The 16,101-nt window shown below is 70.9% G+C and carries 17 protein-coding genes; 10 read left to right on the top strand and 7 right to left on the bottom strand.

What is annotated here, in order from left to right; all coding sequences use genetic code 11:
- From PT931_RS02920 to PT931_RS02910, 3 genes are all read right to left on the bottom strand, one after another.
- The coding region (locus PT931_RS02920) for a peroxiredoxin (RefSeq protein WP_456244147.1) at positions 1–324 on the bottom strand (324 nt) is incomplete at its 3' end.
- Positions 325–371: 47 nt separating this feature from the next.
- Positions 372–578: a hypothetical protein gene (locus PT931_RS02915; RefSeq protein WP_456244146.1), complete on the bottom strand. Its 207-nt coding sequence runs from the start codon at positions 576–578 to the stop codon at positions 372–374.
- An 8-nt stretch (positions 579–586) separates the two neighbouring features.
- Positions 587–763 carry a hypothetical protein gene (locus PT931_RS02910; RefSeq protein WP_456244145.1) on the bottom strand — a complete coding sequence of 59 codons (177 nt, stop codon included), beginning with the start codon at positions 761–763 and terminating at the stop codon, positions 587–589.
- A gap of 195 nt (positions 764–958) precedes the next feature.
- Between PT931_RS02910 and PT931_RS02905 the strand changes: the two genes are divergently transcribed.
- Positions 959–2,227, top strand: a complete 1,269-nt coding sequence (locus PT931_RS02905; protein WP_456244144.1) for a helix-turn-helix transcriptional regulator — start codon at positions 959–961, stop codon at positions 2,225–2,227.
- A gap of 84 nt (positions 2,228–2,311) precedes the next feature.
- On the opposite strand, the gene PT931_RS02900 is transcribed toward PT931_RS02905, so the two are convergent.
- Both PT931_RS02900 and PT931_RS02895 read right to left on the bottom strand, forming a co-directional pair.
- Entirely contained in the window at positions 2,312–2,899 is a 588-nt protein-coding gene (locus tag PT931_RS02900; RefSeq protein ID WP_456244143.1) for a nucleotidyltransferase family protein, read from the bottom strand.
- 7 nt (positions 2,900–2,906) lie between these two features.
- Positions 2,907–3,266, bottom strand: coding sequence for a VOC family protein (locus PT931_RS02895; RefSeq protein ID WP_456244142.1), 360 nt, complete (start codon positions 3,264–3,266; stop codon positions 2,907–2,909).
- A 44-nt stretch (positions 3,267–3,310) separates the two neighbouring features.
- On the opposite strand from PT931_RS02895, the gene PT931_RS02890 reads away from it, so the two are divergent.
- The 4 genes from PT931_RS02890 (at position 3,311) to PT931_RS02875 (ending at position 8,669) form a co-directional block, all read left to right on the top strand.
- Positions 3,311–4,294, top strand: a complete 984-nt coding sequence (locus tag PT931_RS02890; protein WP_456244141.1) for a helix-turn-helix transcriptional regulator — start codon at positions 3,311–3,313, stop codon at positions 4,292–4,294.
- Between the two features lie 15 nt (positions 4,295–4,309).
- A complete protein-coding gene (locus PT931_RS02885) occupies positions 4,310–5,734 on the top strand; it encodes a WGR domain-containing protein (protein WP_456244140.1) in 1,425 nt (474 codons plus the stop codon).
- Between the two features lie 164 nt (positions 5,735–5,898).
- Positions 5,899–8,241 (top strand): immune inhibitor A domain-containing protein, encoded by a 2,343-nt coding sequence (locus PT931_RS02880; protein ID WP_456244139.1) that lies wholly within the window; start codon positions 5,899–5,901, stop codon positions 8,239–8,241.
- Between the two features lie 95 nt (positions 8,242–8,336).
- Positions 8,337–8,669 (top strand): DUF952 domain-containing protein, encoded by a 333-nt coding sequence (locus PT931_RS02875; protein WP_456244138.1) that lies wholly within the window; start codon positions 8,337–8,339, stop codon positions 8,667–8,669.
- A gap of 55 nt (positions 8,670–8,724) precedes the next feature.
- Here PT931_RS02875 and PT931_RS02870 read toward each other — a convergent pair whose 3' ends face one another.
- Positions 8,725–9,606 (bottom strand): N-acetyltransferase family protein, encoded by an 882-nt coding sequence (locus PT931_RS02870; RefSeq protein ID WP_456244137.1) that lies wholly within the window; start codon positions 9,604–9,606, stop codon positions 8,725–8,727.
- A gap of 148 nt (positions 9,607–9,754) precedes the next feature.
- Here PT931_RS02870 and PT931_RS02865 point away from each other — a divergent pair, with 148 nt between their 5' ends.
- From PT931_RS02865 to PT931_RS02855, 3 genes are read left to right on the top strand one after another with little or no spacing between them, the layout of a single operon-like run.
- Positions 9,755–11,062, top strand: coding sequence for an ABC transporter substrate-binding protein (locus PT931_RS02865; protein WP_456244136.1), 1,308 nt, complete (start codon positions 9,755–9,757; stop codon positions 11,060–11,062).
- Positions 11,059–12,318 (top strand): ABC transporter permease subunit, encoded by a 1,260-nt coding sequence (locus PT931_RS02860; RefSeq protein ID WP_456244135.1) that lies wholly within the window; start codon positions 11,059–11,061, stop codon positions 12,316–12,318. Before PT931_RS02865 ends, PT931_RS02860 begins: the two co-directional genes overlap by 4 nt.
- On the top strand, positions 12,315–13,274 hold the full coding sequence (locus tag PT931_RS02855; RefSeq protein WP_456244134.1) for a carbohydrate ABC transporter permease: 960 nt from the start codon (positions 12,315–12,317) through the stop codon (positions 13,272–13,274). Before PT931_RS02860 ends, PT931_RS02855 begins: the two co-directional genes overlap by 4 nt.
- A 116-nt stretch (positions 13,275–13,390) precedes the next feature.
- On the opposite strand, the gene PT931_RS02850 is transcribed toward PT931_RS02855, so the two are convergent.
- Complete coding sequence (locus PT931_RS02850; RefSeq protein ID WP_456244133.1) at positions 13,391–14,263, bottom strand: EamA family transporter; 873 nt, start codon at positions 14,261–14,263, stop codon at positions 13,391–13,393.
- A gap of 75 nt (positions 14,264–14,338) precedes the next feature.
- Here PT931_RS02850 and PT931_RS02845 point away from each other — a divergent pair, with 75 nt between their 5' ends.
- Both PT931_RS02845 and PT931_RS02840 read left to right on the top strand, forming a co-directional pair.
- Entirely contained in the window at positions 14,339–14,827 is a 489-nt protein-coding gene (locus PT931_RS02845) for a MarR family winged helix-turn-helix transcriptional regulator (RefSeq protein ID WP_456244148.1), read from the top strand.
- Positions 14,828–14,872: 45 nt separating this feature from the next.
- On the top strand, positions 14,873–16,101 hold a 1,229-nt coding region (locus PT931_RS02840; RefSeq protein WP_456244132.1), incomplete at its 3' end, for an AMP-binding protein.

Genomic DNA, 16,101 nt, shown 5'->3' with positions numbered 1-16,101 from the left:
ACCTCGGGCGTGCTTCACCCCGTAGGCCGCCGCGACCAGGCCGCCCACGTCCGACAGCAACGGATAGTCGAACGCGTGCTTGTCGGCGAACTCCCGCTGCTTCCCCACGGTGTCCGGGCTGATCCCGACCCGCTGCGCGCCCAGCTCACCGAACTCGGCCGCCAGATCACGGAAGTGGCAGCTCTCCGCGGTGCAGCCGGCGGTCATCGCGGCCGGGTAGAAGAAGAGCACGACCGGGCCGTCCTGGAGCAGGTCGGACAGCTTGCGGGGGGTGCCGTCCTGGTCGGCGAGCTCGAACTCGGGCGCCACGTCTCCGGTCTTCATCCCGCGACCCTACCCCCCAGTAGCCGAAACCGCCCCTCCGGGCGGGCTCAGGTCACCCGGCGTGTGGCCAGCCACTCCTCCGCCCAGCGCCGCAGGCCACACGGCCAGACCCGGCCGCAGACGACGCAGCGGTTGACCCGGTCGGGCAGGTGGCAGGCGACCTCCTCGTCGGCGATCTCGGTGAGGTCACGGACGGTTTCCGGCCGCAGCCCGCTGCGGTCCGGGCGGTCCGCGCCGGGGCTCGGGCGGCACACTCCTGGGCTCAGGCGGCCCGGGCCAGGACCTTCACCCGCATCCTCCCGTCCCGCACCGCCTGACACGCCGCCCACACCTTGGCCGTGGCCAGCGCCTGGGTCCGGGTGTCGAACACCGCCATCCGTGTCACCGGCTCGGGAAAGCTCCCCGTCACGGTCACCATCAAGACCTGAAAAGTCATCATCGGGTACCTCCATCCGAGCACCATTCCGCGTTTCCGGCGAGCACGGGAGTGGACGGCGGTGTGCTCACCGTGTGCGCGCCGACCGAACTCCGGTGGACACGTGTGTGGCCGTTGTGTGCCTTGTTTCGCCGTTGTGGTTGCCGGTTAGCGTCGGCTTGCAGCACAGTTGTCCCCAGTGCCCGACAGGGGTAGTTCATGATGGAGCTCGCGAAGCACCCGCTGACACACGTGCGGCTGGAGAACGGCTGGTCGATGGCCGACCTGGCGCGCCTGCTGCGCCGGGCCGCCGGCCGGGAACAGTCGCGTTCAGGGCTCGACCGCAACCGGATCTGGCGCTGGGAGGCCGGGCGGACGACGCCCGGTGCGGAGTCGCAGCGCCTGCTGGCGAGCATCCTGGACGTCCCGCCCGGGCAGGTGGAGGCGCTCGGCTGGCCGGACTGGCTGCCGGCACACGTCGAGCCGCACCCGTTCACGCCCCAGGGCAGCCGGGTGGCGGTGCAGGAGGTGGTCGTGGCCAGGATGGACCGCAGGGCGTTCCTCGTCCTCGGGGGTGGCGCGCTCACCGGCATGGCCGAGGACTGGGCCCGCACGGAGCCCGGCAGGTTGACCGGCGCTCTCGACGGCCGGACCGTGGACCTGTCCCTGGTGACCTGGCTGGAGACCCGTACCTCCGAGCTGCGTGCCCTGACCACAACCTCCGAGCCGCTCGTGTCGGACCTGGTCGACGCGCACCTGACCACCACGATCCGCCTCCTCGACCAGGCCAGCTACTCCGAGGCCGTGGGCCGCCGGCTGTGCGCCACCGCCGCGACCCTGGCCCAGTGCGCCGGCTGGCAACGCTTCGACCAGGCCCGGCACGGCGGCGCTCAACGACACTGGCAGGCGGCCCTGCACGCCAGCCATCTCGCGGGCGACCGGGATCTGGGCGCGGGCGTGCTCGCGGATCTCGCGTACCAGGCGACGTGGCTCGGACAGCCCCGGCACGCGGTGGACATCCTCGACTGGGCCAGGACCCGCACCTCGTCGCCGGCCGCACGCTCGCTCCTGGATGTGCGGAGCGCCCGGGCACTCGCCCAGCTTCGGGACTCCTCCGGGTGTATACGAGCGTTGTCGTCCGCCGATCGGGAGCTGGACCGGGCCCGGCCGGAGTCGACGCCCGGCTGGGTGGCGTGGATGTCGCCCGCGGACCTGGCCACGGACGCCGGGCGTTGCTGGCTGGACCTGGATCAGCCTCGTCGGGCCTCGTCAAGCATCGAGTCGGGACTACGCCTACTGGACCCCGGACGGGCCCGGACCCGGGCGGTGTTCCTCAGCTACCGGGCCGAGAGCGCGTTCGCGGCCGGGGACCGGGAGGCGGGGCAATCGTTCGCACGGGTCGCTGTCGGGGCGGCGTCGGCGACCGGTTCGGCGCGGTGCGTGCAGCAGGCGGCGATGGTCGCGGACCGACTCGGCGTGGACCGCTAGCCGAAGGGGACCTTCCCCTGCGTACCCGTCACAGCAGTGTGGTTTGAGGTCCTCAGCGTTGCGGTGAGGCAAGCGCGCCGAACGTCAGGAAGTCGGAGAGCCCGGCTCGATGATGCGCACCCCCGGCCACCGCCGCCCCGGCGCGTGCCGAGCCAATCGGGACAAAGACTCCCCCTCAGACACCCGCACCGGATTCCGCCGCCACACCCCACCCAACAGATCCCCCAACCCCAACGGCGCACACACCTCGATCTCCCCCGCACCCCCGAGCCGCACAGCGACAGCCGTAGCCGTCTCCGGCCAGGTGGCCACCGCCTCCTCCACGGACCCGAAAGCGGCGACAGGCTCCCCGCCGAACCGCACAGGGAACCAGGTGTGCACGGCGGCCTGGTTCTTCGCCTCCCACGGCACCGCGGGCCAGGCCTCACACAGCGCCAGAGTCGCCGCGTCGTCCCGAGCCCGACGCAGATCCCAAGGATCGAAGAACACCACATCCACGTCCCGCACCTCGGCGGGCTCGAACCCGGAGCCGTACAACCGCCCCCACACCAGATCGCGCAGCACACCGGCCCCGACCCAGGCACCGGCCGGCCCGGCTGCCCGGACCGTGGCCAGCACCCGGGTCAGCCAGGCGGATCCGGCCACGATCCGGCGCAGCTCGTCAGTCGTCACACGACCATTAGGCCAGAGGGCTCAGACAGAACGCGTGACCGGCGGGGTCCTGGAGGACGACCCACTGGCCGTCGCCGGGCTGGAAGTCGGGGCGGGTGGCGCCGAGTTCGAGGGCCTGGGCCGCGGCCTTGGCGAGGTCGGCGACGCCGAATTCCAGGTGGAACTGCTTGGCGTCGTCCGGCCAGGAGGAGCGGGGGTGGTCGGTGATCTTCTGGAAGCCGATCTTCACGGGGCCGTCGCCGCCGATGTAGGCGTAGGAGTCGTCGGCGTAGACGGACTCCCAGCCGGTCAGGGCGGTGTAGAAGGCGGCCAGGGCTCGGGGGTCCGCGCAGTCGAGAGTGACGCCGGACAGGTTCGCGATGGTCATGAGGAGGAGCCTGCCCGGTGTACCTGACAGGTAGTGTCAGGTACATGAGACTCCTCTCCGTGCTGCTGTCGTTGCAGAAGCACGGGCGGCGCACGGCCCGGGAGCTGGCCGAGGAGCTGGAGGTGTCGGTCCGCACCATCTACCGGGACGTCGAGGCGCTCGGTGCGGCGGGCGTCCCGGTCTACGCCGAGCGCGGGCCAGCCGGGGGCTACCGGCTGCTGGACGGCTACCGCACCCGGCTGACGGGCATGACGCCCGAGGAGGCCGAGGCGTTGTTCCTGGTCGGGATGCCCGGGCCGGCGGCCCAGTTGGGGCTCGGGTCGGTGCTGACGGCGGCCGAGCTGAAGCTGCACGCGGCGTTGCCGACCACGACGGGGCGGATCCGGGAGCGGTTCCACCTGGACGCCGCCGCGTGGTTCCAGGCGGCGGACGACACGCCCTGGCTGGGCGCCGTCGCCGACGCGGTGTGGCGCGGGGTCCGCCTCACTCTCGGGTACCGGCGGTGGAAGGTGCCCCGCGAGGTGACCCGGACCGTGGACCCGCTGGGCGTCGTGCTGAAGGCCGGGCGGTGGTATCTGGTCGCCACCGCCGAGGGGACACTCAGGACATACCGGGTGGCGAACATCCTGCACGTGGAGCCGCTGGCCGAGAAGTGCGCGCGCCCGGAGGACTTCGACCTCGCCGGGTACTGGGACGCGCACACGGAATGGTTCGAATCCCGGCAGTACCAGGGCGAAGCGCGCGTCCGGCTGTCCCCCCGGGCGGTGGATCTGCTGCCCGGGATGCTCGGCACCACGGTCTCGCGGGCTGCGGCGGCCACGGCGGGCGCCCCCGACGCGGACGGCTGGGTCGAGGCCACGATCCCCGTGGAGAGCATCCGGATGGCCGTCAGCGATCTGCTCCGCCTGGGCGTTGACCTGGAGATACTGGGCCCGCCGGACCTGCTCGCGGCGTACTCCACAATGGTCCGTGACCTGGCTCTCAGGTATTTGTCGCACCCGCCGGTTAACCTGCCGTCACAGTCGTAGTGGACGGATGGGTGAATGAGCGCTGAGACGCGGTATCTGGAGCTGTCGGAGAACGACGGGGGCTCGCACAAGTTCTACGAGGTGCGGATCGACGGGACCGAGCTGACCATCAGGTTCGGCCGGATCGGGGAGCAGGGGCAGGCGAAGACCAGCTCGTTCCCGAGCACCGACCGGGCACTCGCCGAGGCAGAGAAGAAGATCCGCGAGAAGATGCGCAAGGGGTACGAGGAGGCGGTGCAGGGCGTCCGCCAGCGCCGCGCGATCACCCGGCGCGAGATCGTCAGCACCCGCTCGACGGCCAACCGGGCGCCGGTGCTGTGGCGGTTCCAGTCGGGCACGTCGGCGTTCGGCATCTTCGTCGACGACGCGCACGCGATGGTCGGCAACGAGCGCGGCCAGATCTACACCCTGACGCTCGACGGCCAGGTGACCCGGGAGTTCAAGCTGCCCGACGGCGTGAAGTGCATGGTCGCCGACGACGACTGGCTGTACGCGGGCTGCGACGACGGCAACGTCTACGACCTGTCCGGCAAGGCCCCGCGGGTGTCCTACGAGATCGCCAAGGACGTCGACATCTACTGGCTCGACATCCACGACGGCGTGCTCGGGGTCTCCGACGCGGGCGGCGGGATCTCGGTGTTCAACCACGAGGACGAGTTCCAGTGGCGCCGGCCGGGCCGGGGCACCGGCGGCTGGATGGTGCGCTGCGACGACCTCGGCGTCTACCAGGGCCACTCGTCCGGCGTGACGATGTACGACTGGGAGACCGGCAAGGAGATGTGGCACGAGAACACCCAGGGCCAGGTGCTGTTCGGCTGGCAGGAGTCCGACCGGCTCTACGCGGGCACCTCGCGCAGCAAGGTGCACGAGCTGACGAAGTCGGGCAAGCCGGTCCGGGTCTACCAGTGCGACGCCGCCGTCTACTCGTGCGCGGCGTCGGAGGACGGCCGGTTCGTGTTCGCCGGGGACAGCTCCTCCTCGGTCTACTGCTTCGACGACCAGGGCACCCGGCTGTGGAAGCTCGGTACGGGCTGCGGCTCGGCCTTCTCCATGCAGTACCGGGACGGACGGCTCTACATCGTCACCACCGACGGCTCGCTGGCCTGCATCGACGCGTCGGAGGCCGCGATCCGCGACGCCCAGCAGGGCACCGTGCCGCAGGTCCGCGACGTGAAGGCCCCGAAGCTCGACGCGATCGTGCCGTCGACCACGGTGGAGGTCGTGACCACGGCGGGTGACCGGGGCATCGTCGTGGAGTGCTACCAGGACGGCGGCGAGCTGCGGGTCCGGGTGGTCTCGGGCGGCTTCCACTCCGACTGGCGGGTGCAGTTCCCGAAGCAGATCCGCCAGGCCGGCGCGCGGTACGTGGTGGACGAGGTCCGCGAGTCCGTCCGGGGCGGCTTCTACCGGGCGTACGGGGACATCCGCCGCCTGTCCTAGCAGGAACGACCCTGCCGGGGCTCTCTCCGGGCCCCGGCGGGGATTCCCCGCAGATCTGCCCGTTCGCATGTATGGATCTCGGCCTGTGTCGTGTGTAACATATCACCGATCCTGTGGCCGGTGCGCTCCCTCGAACCGGTCACCCCAGGTGAGAGGACCCCCTAGTGCGCAGAACCACCGCGATCGCGGCGGGGCTCACGGCGACGCTGCTCGGCGCCGTAGCCCTCGCTGGCCCCGCCTCGGCCGGCCCGCCCCCCACACCCGCCGCCGATACCGCCCCCCAGGGTCAGGCGGCCCCTGTCTCGCTCAGCCCGCAGCAGATGGAGCAGCAGGCGCTCCGCCGCAAGGCCATCGAGCAGGTCACCTCCGGAGCGCCGCAGGCCCGGGCGGTCGCGCCGGCCCCCGCCGGTACGGTCCGGGTCGGCCAGGAGTACGTCGAGGTCGCCCAGCAGCGGTCCGACAAGGTGTTCGTCGTGCTCGCCGAGTTCGGCGACCAGGTCGACAACACCACGATGTACCGGGGACAGGTGCAGTACGGCGGCACCCCCGGCCCGGCGCACAACACCATCGTGAACCCGGCCACCACGAACGACAACCACACCATCTGGCGGCCGGACTTCGACCGCAGGTACTACGAGGACATGTACTTCAGCCGGGCCAAGGGCGCGAACTCGCTGCGCAACTACCTGCAGATCCAGTCCTCGGGCCGCTACGACATCTCCGGGTACGTCTCCGACTGGGTGAAGCTGCCCTACAACGAGGCCCGGTACGGCAGCGACCTGTGCGACGGCGGCGGCCAGTGCCCGAGCAACTGGGACATGGTCCGCGACTCGCTGACCGCCTGGTACGACGCCGAGATCGCCAAGGGCCGCACGCCCGCCCAGATCAAGGCGCACCTGGCGGAGTACGACCAGCGCGACCAGTACGACCACGACCAGGACGGCAACTTCAACGAGCCGGACGGGTACATCGACAACTACGAGGTCGTGCACGCGGGCGTCGACCAGACCTGGGGCGGCGGCCCGCAGGGTTCCGGCGCCGTCTGGGCGCACCGGTACTTCGCGTACTGGCCGCAGCGCGGCGTCTCCGGCCCGGCCGGGAACAAGAACGGCGGCACCCAGGTCGGCGACACCGGCCTGTGGGTCGGCGACTACCTGACGGCCGGCGAGAACAGCGGCCTCGGGCTCGTGGCGCACGAGAACGGCCACCTGCTCCTGGGCCTGCCCGACCTGTACGCCTCGACGGGCGACAACGGGGTGAGCTTCTGGTCGCTGATGTCCTCCGCGTCGTACCTCGGCACGGAGAACGGCCCGACCGGCGAGTACCCGGGCGACCTGGACGCGTGGAGCAAGCTGCAGGTGGGCTGGCTCAACTACGACACGGCGAAGGCCGCCACGGAGTCGACGCACGAGCTGGGCGTGTCCTCCTACAACACGGCGGACAAGCAGGCCGTGCTCGTGGACCTGCCCGCCCGGCAGATCACCACCGAGCTGGTCGAACCGTTCCAGGGCGCGAGCCAGTGGTGGAGCGGCCGGGGCGACTACCTCGACGAGACCCTGACCCGTTCGCTCGACCTGTCCGGGGCGACGACGGCCAGCGTGTCGGCGAAGAGCCGCTACTGGATCGAGCAGGACTTCGACTACCTCTACGGCGAGGTCTCGACCGACAACGGCGCGACCTGGAAGGGCGTCGGCGGCACCGTCGACGGCGCACCCATCCCGAACGTCGGCGGCCGCCCCGGCCTCACCGGCACCTCGGCCGGCTGGGTGGACCTGAACTACAACCTCGACGGGTACGCCGGCGGCACCGTCCTCTTCCGGGTCCGCTACGTCACCGACACCAACACCGCCGAGAACGGCTTCCTCCTCGACACCGTCACCGTCAAGGCCGGCGACCGGGTCGTCCTGTCCGACGACATCGAGGGCGGCGACAACGGCTGGACCGCGGTCGGCTTCTCGCGGATCGGCAAGACGGGCTCGAAGGCCTACCCGCGCAAGTACATCGTGGAGAACCGGCGCTACGTCGCGTACGGCGCGTTCCTGCAGACCGGGCCGTACAACTTCGGCTGGGGCGGGGTCGCCGGGCAGTCCAACCAGATCGAGCGCTTCCCGTACCAGGACGGCGTGCTGGTCTGGCTGTGGGACCCGTACCACACCGACAACACGACCCGGTTCCACCCGGGCGAGGGCATGATCCTGCCGGTGGACGTGCGGGCCACCCCGCTGCGGTACGCCGACGGCACCCTGGTCGGCGGTCGGGCCCAGTCGTTCGACGCGACGATGGGGCTGAAGTACACGGACAAGATCACGCTGCACCGGGGCGGGGTCGCGACCGTGTTCCCGAAGCAGCCGCCGGTGAGGGCGTTCAACGACCGGACCGGGAACTACTGGAACGCGGCGAACCCCGACCAGAGCGTGAAGGTGCCCGACACCAACACGGTGATCGAGGTCGTCCGGGAGCACGCGCAGGGTCGCTACACCACCATCCGGGTGGGTAGGGCGAGCTAGTCGCACGATCCCGTCGGGGAGGAGTCGCCCAGGTGGCGGCCCCTCCCCGACGGCGTTCCGGGGGCCGCTCCGCCCGGCTCGGGTAGCGTCGGGGCATGACAGTGATCTACCACCTCACCGACACCGCCACCTGGGCCGCCGCACAGGCCGCCGGGGAGTACACGAAGTCGACCCGCGAGCGCACCCTCGCCGAGGAGGGCTACATCCACGCCTCCCTGCCGGACCAGGTGCGCGGCGTGGCCGCCCGGTACTACGCGGACGTCGAGGACCTGCTCCTCCTCGTGATCGAGACCGACCACCTGGACGCGGAGGTGAAGCTGGAGCAGACGGGCCACGGCGCGTTCCCGCACATCTACGGCCCGATCCCGCTGACGGCGGTGACCCAGGTCCTGGAGGTCCCGGCGGACCGCTCGAACCTGCCGGAGTAGCGCGCCCGCCCCGGGGCGGGCGCGGGCTCGACCACCCGGGCGGCCCGGCACCCGCCTACAGCGGCAACTCCCGCCGCACCATCACGCTCTCCTGCCGCAGCGTGAACCCGAGGTGCTCGTTGAGCCGCCGCATGTCCGCGTTCCCGCGCTGCGTCCACGTGTACACCTCGGTGATCCCGTTGTGCGCCGCCCACCACAGCGTCAACCGCTTGAGGTAGGAGGCGATCCCGCGCCCGCGCCAGTCCCGCCGCACGGCCGTCAGCGCGTACTCGGCCCGCTCCGGCCGGTCGGTGTCCAGCTCGAACCCGGCGCAGCCGACCACCTCCCCGTCGACCACGGCGAGGAACATCGGGTTCCCGAGCCACTCCCGCTCCCACTGTTCCCGGGTGAGCAGGATGGGCGGGTCGAGGGCGAAGTCCGCGGTGACCTCCTGGCCGAAGGACTCGAACGCGGCGGGCCACAGTTCGGGGCGGTCGGCGGCGGTGACGATCCCGATGCCGGCGGGCGGTACGGGCAGCGGTTCGTCGCCGATGGCGCGGATCTGTTCGACCTGCCGGTCGACCTCCGCGAAGCCGTGCCGCAGGGCGAAGGCCACCGAGCCCGGGTCGTCCGCGTTGGCCCCGAGCCGGGGGCGGCCGAGGGTGGCCGCGTGCTCGGCGAGCGCGTACAGCAGGGTGGTCCCGATGCCCCGGCGGCGGAACGCGGGCAGCACCCGGGGCGCGACGGACACCTGGCCGTCCGTGTCCCCGAGGTCCGCGATGCCGCTGCCGGCGAGCTGACCGTCGACCTCGGCGAGGAGCAGCAACCGGGTGGGGCGGGTGTTCTCGCGCATCTCGGCGACGCTGGCGCAGCGTTCCTCGGGGATGACCGCGATCCGGACCTGGCGCCAGGCCTCCCGGTCCTCGTCGGACCCGACGGTCCGTATCCGCACGTCCATGTCCACGCCTCTCCGTCCGAGTGCTCCGTACGCTCTGCGAGCATCCGCACCGTATCGAGCGTGTCGAATGGTTTATCCGGTCTGATTCGATGTTTTGCGGGATAATCCCCGGGTACTCGAACGGTTGTGCTCATCCGGGAGGGAACCCATGAAATTCTTCCTGCGCCTCGGCGCCACCACAGCGGCGTTGGCACTCGCCGCCGCTGGTTGTAGCAGTAACGATACGAGCAAGACCCCCGCGGACGGCTCCCTGAAGGGCGAGACGATCCAGGTGTCGGCGGTCTGGTCGGGCGAGGAACAGGCCCGCTTCCAGAAGGTTCTCGACGCGTTCGCCGCCAAGACGGGCGCGACGGTCACGTTCAGTTCGACGGGCAACGACATCGCCACGGTGCTCGGCAGCAAGATCTCGGGCGGTCAGCCGCCGGACGTCGCGGTCCTGCCCCAGCCGGGGCTCCTCGCGGACCTGGCGAAACAGGGCGCGCTCCAGCCGGTGAGCGCGGACACCCAGTCCAATATCGACAAGAACTACGCGCCGATCTGGAAGACCCTGGGCACCGCCGCCGACGGCAAGGTCTACGGCGTGTGGCTGAAGGCCGCGAACAAGAGCCTCATCTGGTACCAGACGGAGAAGTTCACCCAGGCCGGCGTGCAGCCCCCGAAGACCTGGGAGGAGTTCACGGCCGCGCTGAAGTCCCTGTCCGACGCGGGAACTCCCCCGCTCGCGGTGGGCGGCGGCGACGGTTGGGTGCTGACCGACTGGTTCGAGAACGTCTACCTGCGGGTGGCCGGCGCGGAGAACTACGACAAGCTGGCCAAGCACCAGATCCCGTTCACCGACCCGACCGTGGTGGAGACGCTGACCCTGCTGGGCCAGTTGTGGGGCGCGCCGAACACGATCCCGGGCGGTCCGGCCTCGGCGTTGCAGACGAAGTTCGAGCAGTCGGTGACGCAGGTGTTCGGGTCGAGCCCGAAGGCGTCGGTGGTGTTCGAGGGTGACTTCGTGGCGACGAACATCCAGAAGGAGACCGGCGCGAAGGTCGGTACCACGGCGAAGTTCTTCGATTTTCCGTCGATCAAGGGTTCCAAGCCCTCGGTGGTCGGTGGCGGGGACGTGGCCGTGGCGTTGAAGAACACGAAGGGCGCGCAGGCCCTGTTGCAGTGGCTGGCCACCCCGGAGGCGGCGGAGGTGTGGGCGAAGCAGGGCGGTTTCCTGTCCCCCAACAAGAACCTCTCGTCGAGCGTCTACCCGGACGAGACCAGCAAGAAGCTCGGCGAGGCCATCATCGCGGCGGGCAACGACTTCCGCTTCGACATGTCCGACCTGGCGCCGAGCGCGTTCGGCGGCACCCCCGGCAGCGGGGAGTGGAAGATCCTCCAGGACTTCCTGGCGAACCCGACCGACGTGAGCGGGACGGCGGCCAAGCTGGAGGCGGCGGCAGCGGCAGCGTACAAGTGAGGAGGGCGCTTCCGTTCCTCGTGCCGGCGGTGCTGATCCTGGCCGTCCTGGTGCTGTACCCGATCGGGTACACCCTGGTCAGGAGCTTCTTCGACGCGGGCGGCGACTCCTTCGTCGGCGTGGACAACTACCGGACGATGTTCACCTCCCCGGAGACGTTGACCGCGATCCGCAACAACGCGATCTGGGTCGTGGTGGCCCCGACCATCGTGACGGTGCTGGGGCTGCTGTTCGCGGTCCTCACGGAACGGATGCGCTGGCAGACGGCGTTCAAGGCCGTGGTGTTCATGCCGATGGCGATCTCGTTCCTGGCGGCCGGGGTGACCTGGCGGATGGTGTACGACGCGGACCCGGACCGGGGCCTGGCCAACGCGGCCGTGGTCGGGGTGCACGACGCGTTCGCGCCGCCGTCGGACTACCCGGGCGTCCGGCCCCGGGACGGCGCGGGCACCACGACCACCGCCGACGGGAACGTCGAACTGCCGGCCACCGCCGGGACGGTGGCGCTGCTGCCGCTGGTGGGCCTCGCGCCCGACAAGGTGCCGTCGGGGGCCGGGAACGCCGCGCCCCCGGACGCCGGCGCCGGGGTGCGCGGGGTGGTCTGGCTGGACTTCGCGACCGGGGGCGGCGGCCGGCAACGGGCCATCGACCCGACCGAGAAGGGCCTGCCCGGCATCTCCGTCGAGGCGGTGCGCGACGGGAAGGTCGTCGGGACCGCGAGGACGGACGGGGCCGGGCGGTTCGCGTTCCCGGCGCTGACCGGCGACGGGTACACGGTCCGGCTGCCGGCCGACAACTTCGCGCAGCCGTTCCGCGGGGTGGACTGGCTCGGCCCGGCGGTGGTGACCCCTGCCGTGATCGGCACGTACCTGTGGATCTGGGCCGGGTTCGCCATGGTGATGGTCGCCGCCGGCCTGGCCGCGCTGCCCCGGGACACCATCGAGGCCGCCCGGATGGACGGCGCGTCGGAGTGGCAGGTACTGAGCAGGATCACGGTGCCGCAGCTGCGACCGGTACTCATCGTCGTCCTGGTCACCATGGTGATCAACGTGTTGAAGGTGTTCGACCTGGTGCTGGTGCTCGCCCCGGAGGCCGTGCAGGCCGACGCGAACGTGGTGGCGCTCCAGATGTGGCGGGTGTCCTTCGGCGGGGCCCGGGACTACGGGCTCGGCAGCGCGCTCGGCGTGCTGCTGTTCCTGCTGGTGCTCCCGGCGATGCTGTTCAACCTGCGCCGACTCAAGCGGGAGGGCACATGAGCACGCCTGAGAACGCAGCGCCCCGGGAGCGGCCCGGGGCCGGGGCCGGCACGACCGGGGCCGGGGCTGGTGGGACCGCCACCGGTGGGCCCGAGAAGCCCCCGGTCGCGCGCCCGAAACCCGCACGGGCCGGCGGCATCGCCAAACGGGTCGGCGAGGTCGTCCTCGTCCTGATCGGGCTGTTCTGGCTGACCCCCACCATCGGCCTGGCGATCTCCAGCTTCCGCCCGGCGCAGGAGAGCAACGCCTCGGGCTGGTGGACGGTGTTCTCCGCCCCGGGCCAGCTCACCCTCGACAACTACGAGAAGTTGTTCGGCAACGAGCGGATCGTGTCCTCGCTGTGGAACACGGTGCTGATCACGGTGCCGTCCACGATCCTGGTGGTGGTGCTGGGCTCGATGGCGGCGTACGCGTTCGCGTGGATCGAGTTCCCCGGCCGGGACTGGCTGTTCCTGGTCGTGGTGGCGCTGATCGTCGTACCCGTCCAGGTGGCTCTCATCCCCGACGCCGAGATCTTCGGCAAACTGGGGCTGTTCGGCACCATCCCGGGCGTGGTGCTGTTCCACGTGGCGTTCGGCCTGCCGTTCGCGATCTTCCTGTTGCGCAATTTCTTCGCGGGCATCCCGAAGGAGCTGCTGGAGGCGGCGCGGATCGACGGCGGCGGCGAGGCGGTGATCTTCCGGAAGGTGATCATGCCGCTGGGCTGGCCGGCGATCGCGTCCCTGGCGATCTTCCAGTTCCTCTGGGTGTGGAACGACCTGCTGGTGGCGCTGGTGTTCGCGAACCCGGACTCGGCGCCGATCACGTACGCGATCCGGGAGCAGACCCGGTCGTTCTCCTCGAACATCGACGTGATCGCGCCCGGCGCGTTCCTGTCGATGGTCATCCCGCTGGGCGTGTTCTTCGCCTTCCAGCGGTACTTCGTGCAGGGCGTGATGGCCGGCTCGGTGAAGTAGTACGCACTCGTCCGGGCCGGTATCTTCCGATACCGGCCCGGACCATGTCACCGCCGGGAACGAGCCCGGCAAGCTCCGCGCCCCGCGCCTCGAGTCCGGGGCCCCGGGCCCCCGCGTCAGACCCCCACCAGCTCCCGGGGCTCGACCGCGGCCCGCACCCGGGCCGGCGCCGTCGCCCCCACCGCCACGGCCCCCAGCGCGAGCCCCGCCCCCAGCAGCTGCCACCCGGTCAGCGCCTGCCCGAGCAGGATCCAGCCGAGGGTGGCCGCCATCACCGGGCTGAGCAGGCTGAGCATCGACACCTGGGTGGGCTGCAACCGGGTCACGCCGCGGAACCACAGCGGGTAGGCGAGCATCGCGCCGACCACCGACAGGTAGCCGAAGCCGAGGGCGTTGCCGCCGGTGAAGGTGGCCGGCAGTCCCTCGAAGCCCAGGGTGACCGGGAGCAGCAGGAGGCCGCCGATGGCGAGCTGCCAGCTGGTCAGCGCGAACAGGCCCTCCGGCGGGGCGCCCCAGCGGCGGCCGAGGACGGTGCCGGTGGCCATGATCAGGGTGCCGGCCGCGCCGGCCGCGAGCCCGAGACCGTCGATGGTGGCGGTGGCCCGCAGCACGATCAGGGTGACGCCGCCGAGGCCGACGATCCCGGCGACCAGCATCCGGGGGTTGGGCACCAGGCGGAGCAGCGGGTAGCCGAGGCCGGCGGCGACGAAGGGTTGCAGGGCCCCGACGATCGCGGACACGCCGCCGGGCAGCCGGTAGGCGGAGAGGAAGAGCAGCGGGAAGAAGGCGGCGATGTTGAGGACGGCGAGCACGACGGCCCGCCACCGCCACGCCCCCTGGGGCAGCTTGCGGACGAACAGCAGGAGAACGAGGCCGGCGGGCAGCGCGCGGACGGTGGCGGCGAGCAGCGGCCGGTCGGCGGGGAGCAGCTCGGTGGTGACGATGTAGGTGGACCCCCAGATCAGGGGGGCGAGCGCGGTGAGCCACATGATGTTCTCCGTTAAACTTCTCAACGTTGAAGCAATGCCGAAACCTTAACATGAAGAGGTTCAACGTTGAAAGACATGGTCGACGGCTTCCTGGAGCAGTGGCGGCGCGAGCGCCCCGACCTCGACCCCGCCCCGATGGGGATCATCGGTCGGGTGGCGCGGCTCAACGCCCTCCTCGACCGGGAGCTCAAGCAGTTCTTCGCGGGTCACGGGCTGGAGTTCTGGGAGTTCGACGTCCTGGCCACCCTGCGCCGGTCGGGCGCGCCGCACGAGTTGACCATGGGCGCGCTGCTCGACCACATGATGGTCACCTCGGGCGCGATCACGAACCGGATCGACCGGATGGCGGCCCGCGGGTTCGTCGAGCGGCGCGCGGACCCGGCCGACCGGCGCTCCGTCCGGGTCGGACTCACGGACGAGGGCTACCGCAAGGTCAACACGGTGATCTCCGACCATCTGGACAACGAGCGCCGGATACTCGCGACACTTTCCGGCTCTGAGCAGGCGGAATTGGCTGTTTTGCTGCGGTCACTGCTGATAGGCCTCGGGGACGCTCCACAGTAAACTTGGCCCCATTTGCTGATCATCGCGAATCGGGGCTGGGCCGGAATGACAAAGAACTACATTTCACGGGTACTGGACCTCTTCGCCCGGTACGGACACGCCGAGGCCATCGTCGCCGACGACCGCAGGCTCACCTATCACGAGCTGATCACGGGCACGCTGTCGATCGCCGCCGCGCTGCACCGCGAGGGGGTCCGGCCCGGAGTGGCGGTCGGCGCGCTGGCGAGTACGGAGCCGGAGGCCGTGCTGTTGCAGTTCGCGGTGCACCTGATGGGTGGCAGGATCGCCTGGATCGCCCCGAACTCGCCGGCCACGTTCCGGGAGAAGTTCCTGAAACACGCGGAAGTCGACGTGTTCGTGTACGACGCGCGCCAGTACCCGGAGGTGGGCGCGAAACTCGCCGCCGGTACCGACCGTCCCGTGTTCTGCCTCGGGGCAGGCGGCGTCGGCCCGGACCTGACCGCCGGGACCCCGGTCGAGCGGATCGCGGACCTGCCGTTCGACCTGTCCGAGGTCACCACCGAGCCCCAGGCCCTGTTCCAGACCAGCGGCACGACCGGCCAGCCGAAGCTCGTGCACCACACCCAGCGGTTCTTCGAGACGGCGCTGGCGTTCGCCGCGCACTACACGGCCTCCGGCCAGCACCAGATGAAGCACCTGGCCCTGGGCGGGTTCTGGGTGGTCAGCTCCCAGATGCCCGCGCACATGGCCCTGCTCACCGGCGGCACGTACTACACCGTGGCCGCGTTCGACACGATGGGATACCTCGAGCTCATCGCCCGGGAACGGATCACGGACGTCCTGCTCACGCCCCCGGTGCTGTACTTCCTGCTCGACCACGCCGCGTTCGCCACCGCCGACACCTCCAGCCTGCTGCGGGTCAACGTCGGCGGGGCCCCGGTGGCGTCGAGCCGGCTCGCGCAGGCCATCGAGCGGCTGGGCCCGGTGCTGCGGACCGCGTACGGGATGAGCGAGGCGCCGATCATCAGCGCGTACCAGAACATCCCCAACGACCCGGCGGTGCTCGCCTCGGTGGGCCAGCCCTACGGCGACCTGAAGCTGGAGATCCGCGACCCGGCCGGCGCGCCGGTGCCCGCCGGGGACGTCGGCGAGGTGTGGCTGTCGGGCGGCGTGATGATGGCCGGGTACTGGGGCCAGCCCGAACTCACCGCCGAGACCCTGGTGGACGGCTGGCTGCGCACCGGGGACGTCGGCTACCTCGACCCGACGGGCAACCTGTTCCTCGTCGACCGGGTCAAGGACATGATCCTCAC

It is taken from the genome of Longispora urticae, from assembly GCF_053902585.1.
This window is presented reverse-complemented; position numbering and strand designations above follow the sequence as displayed.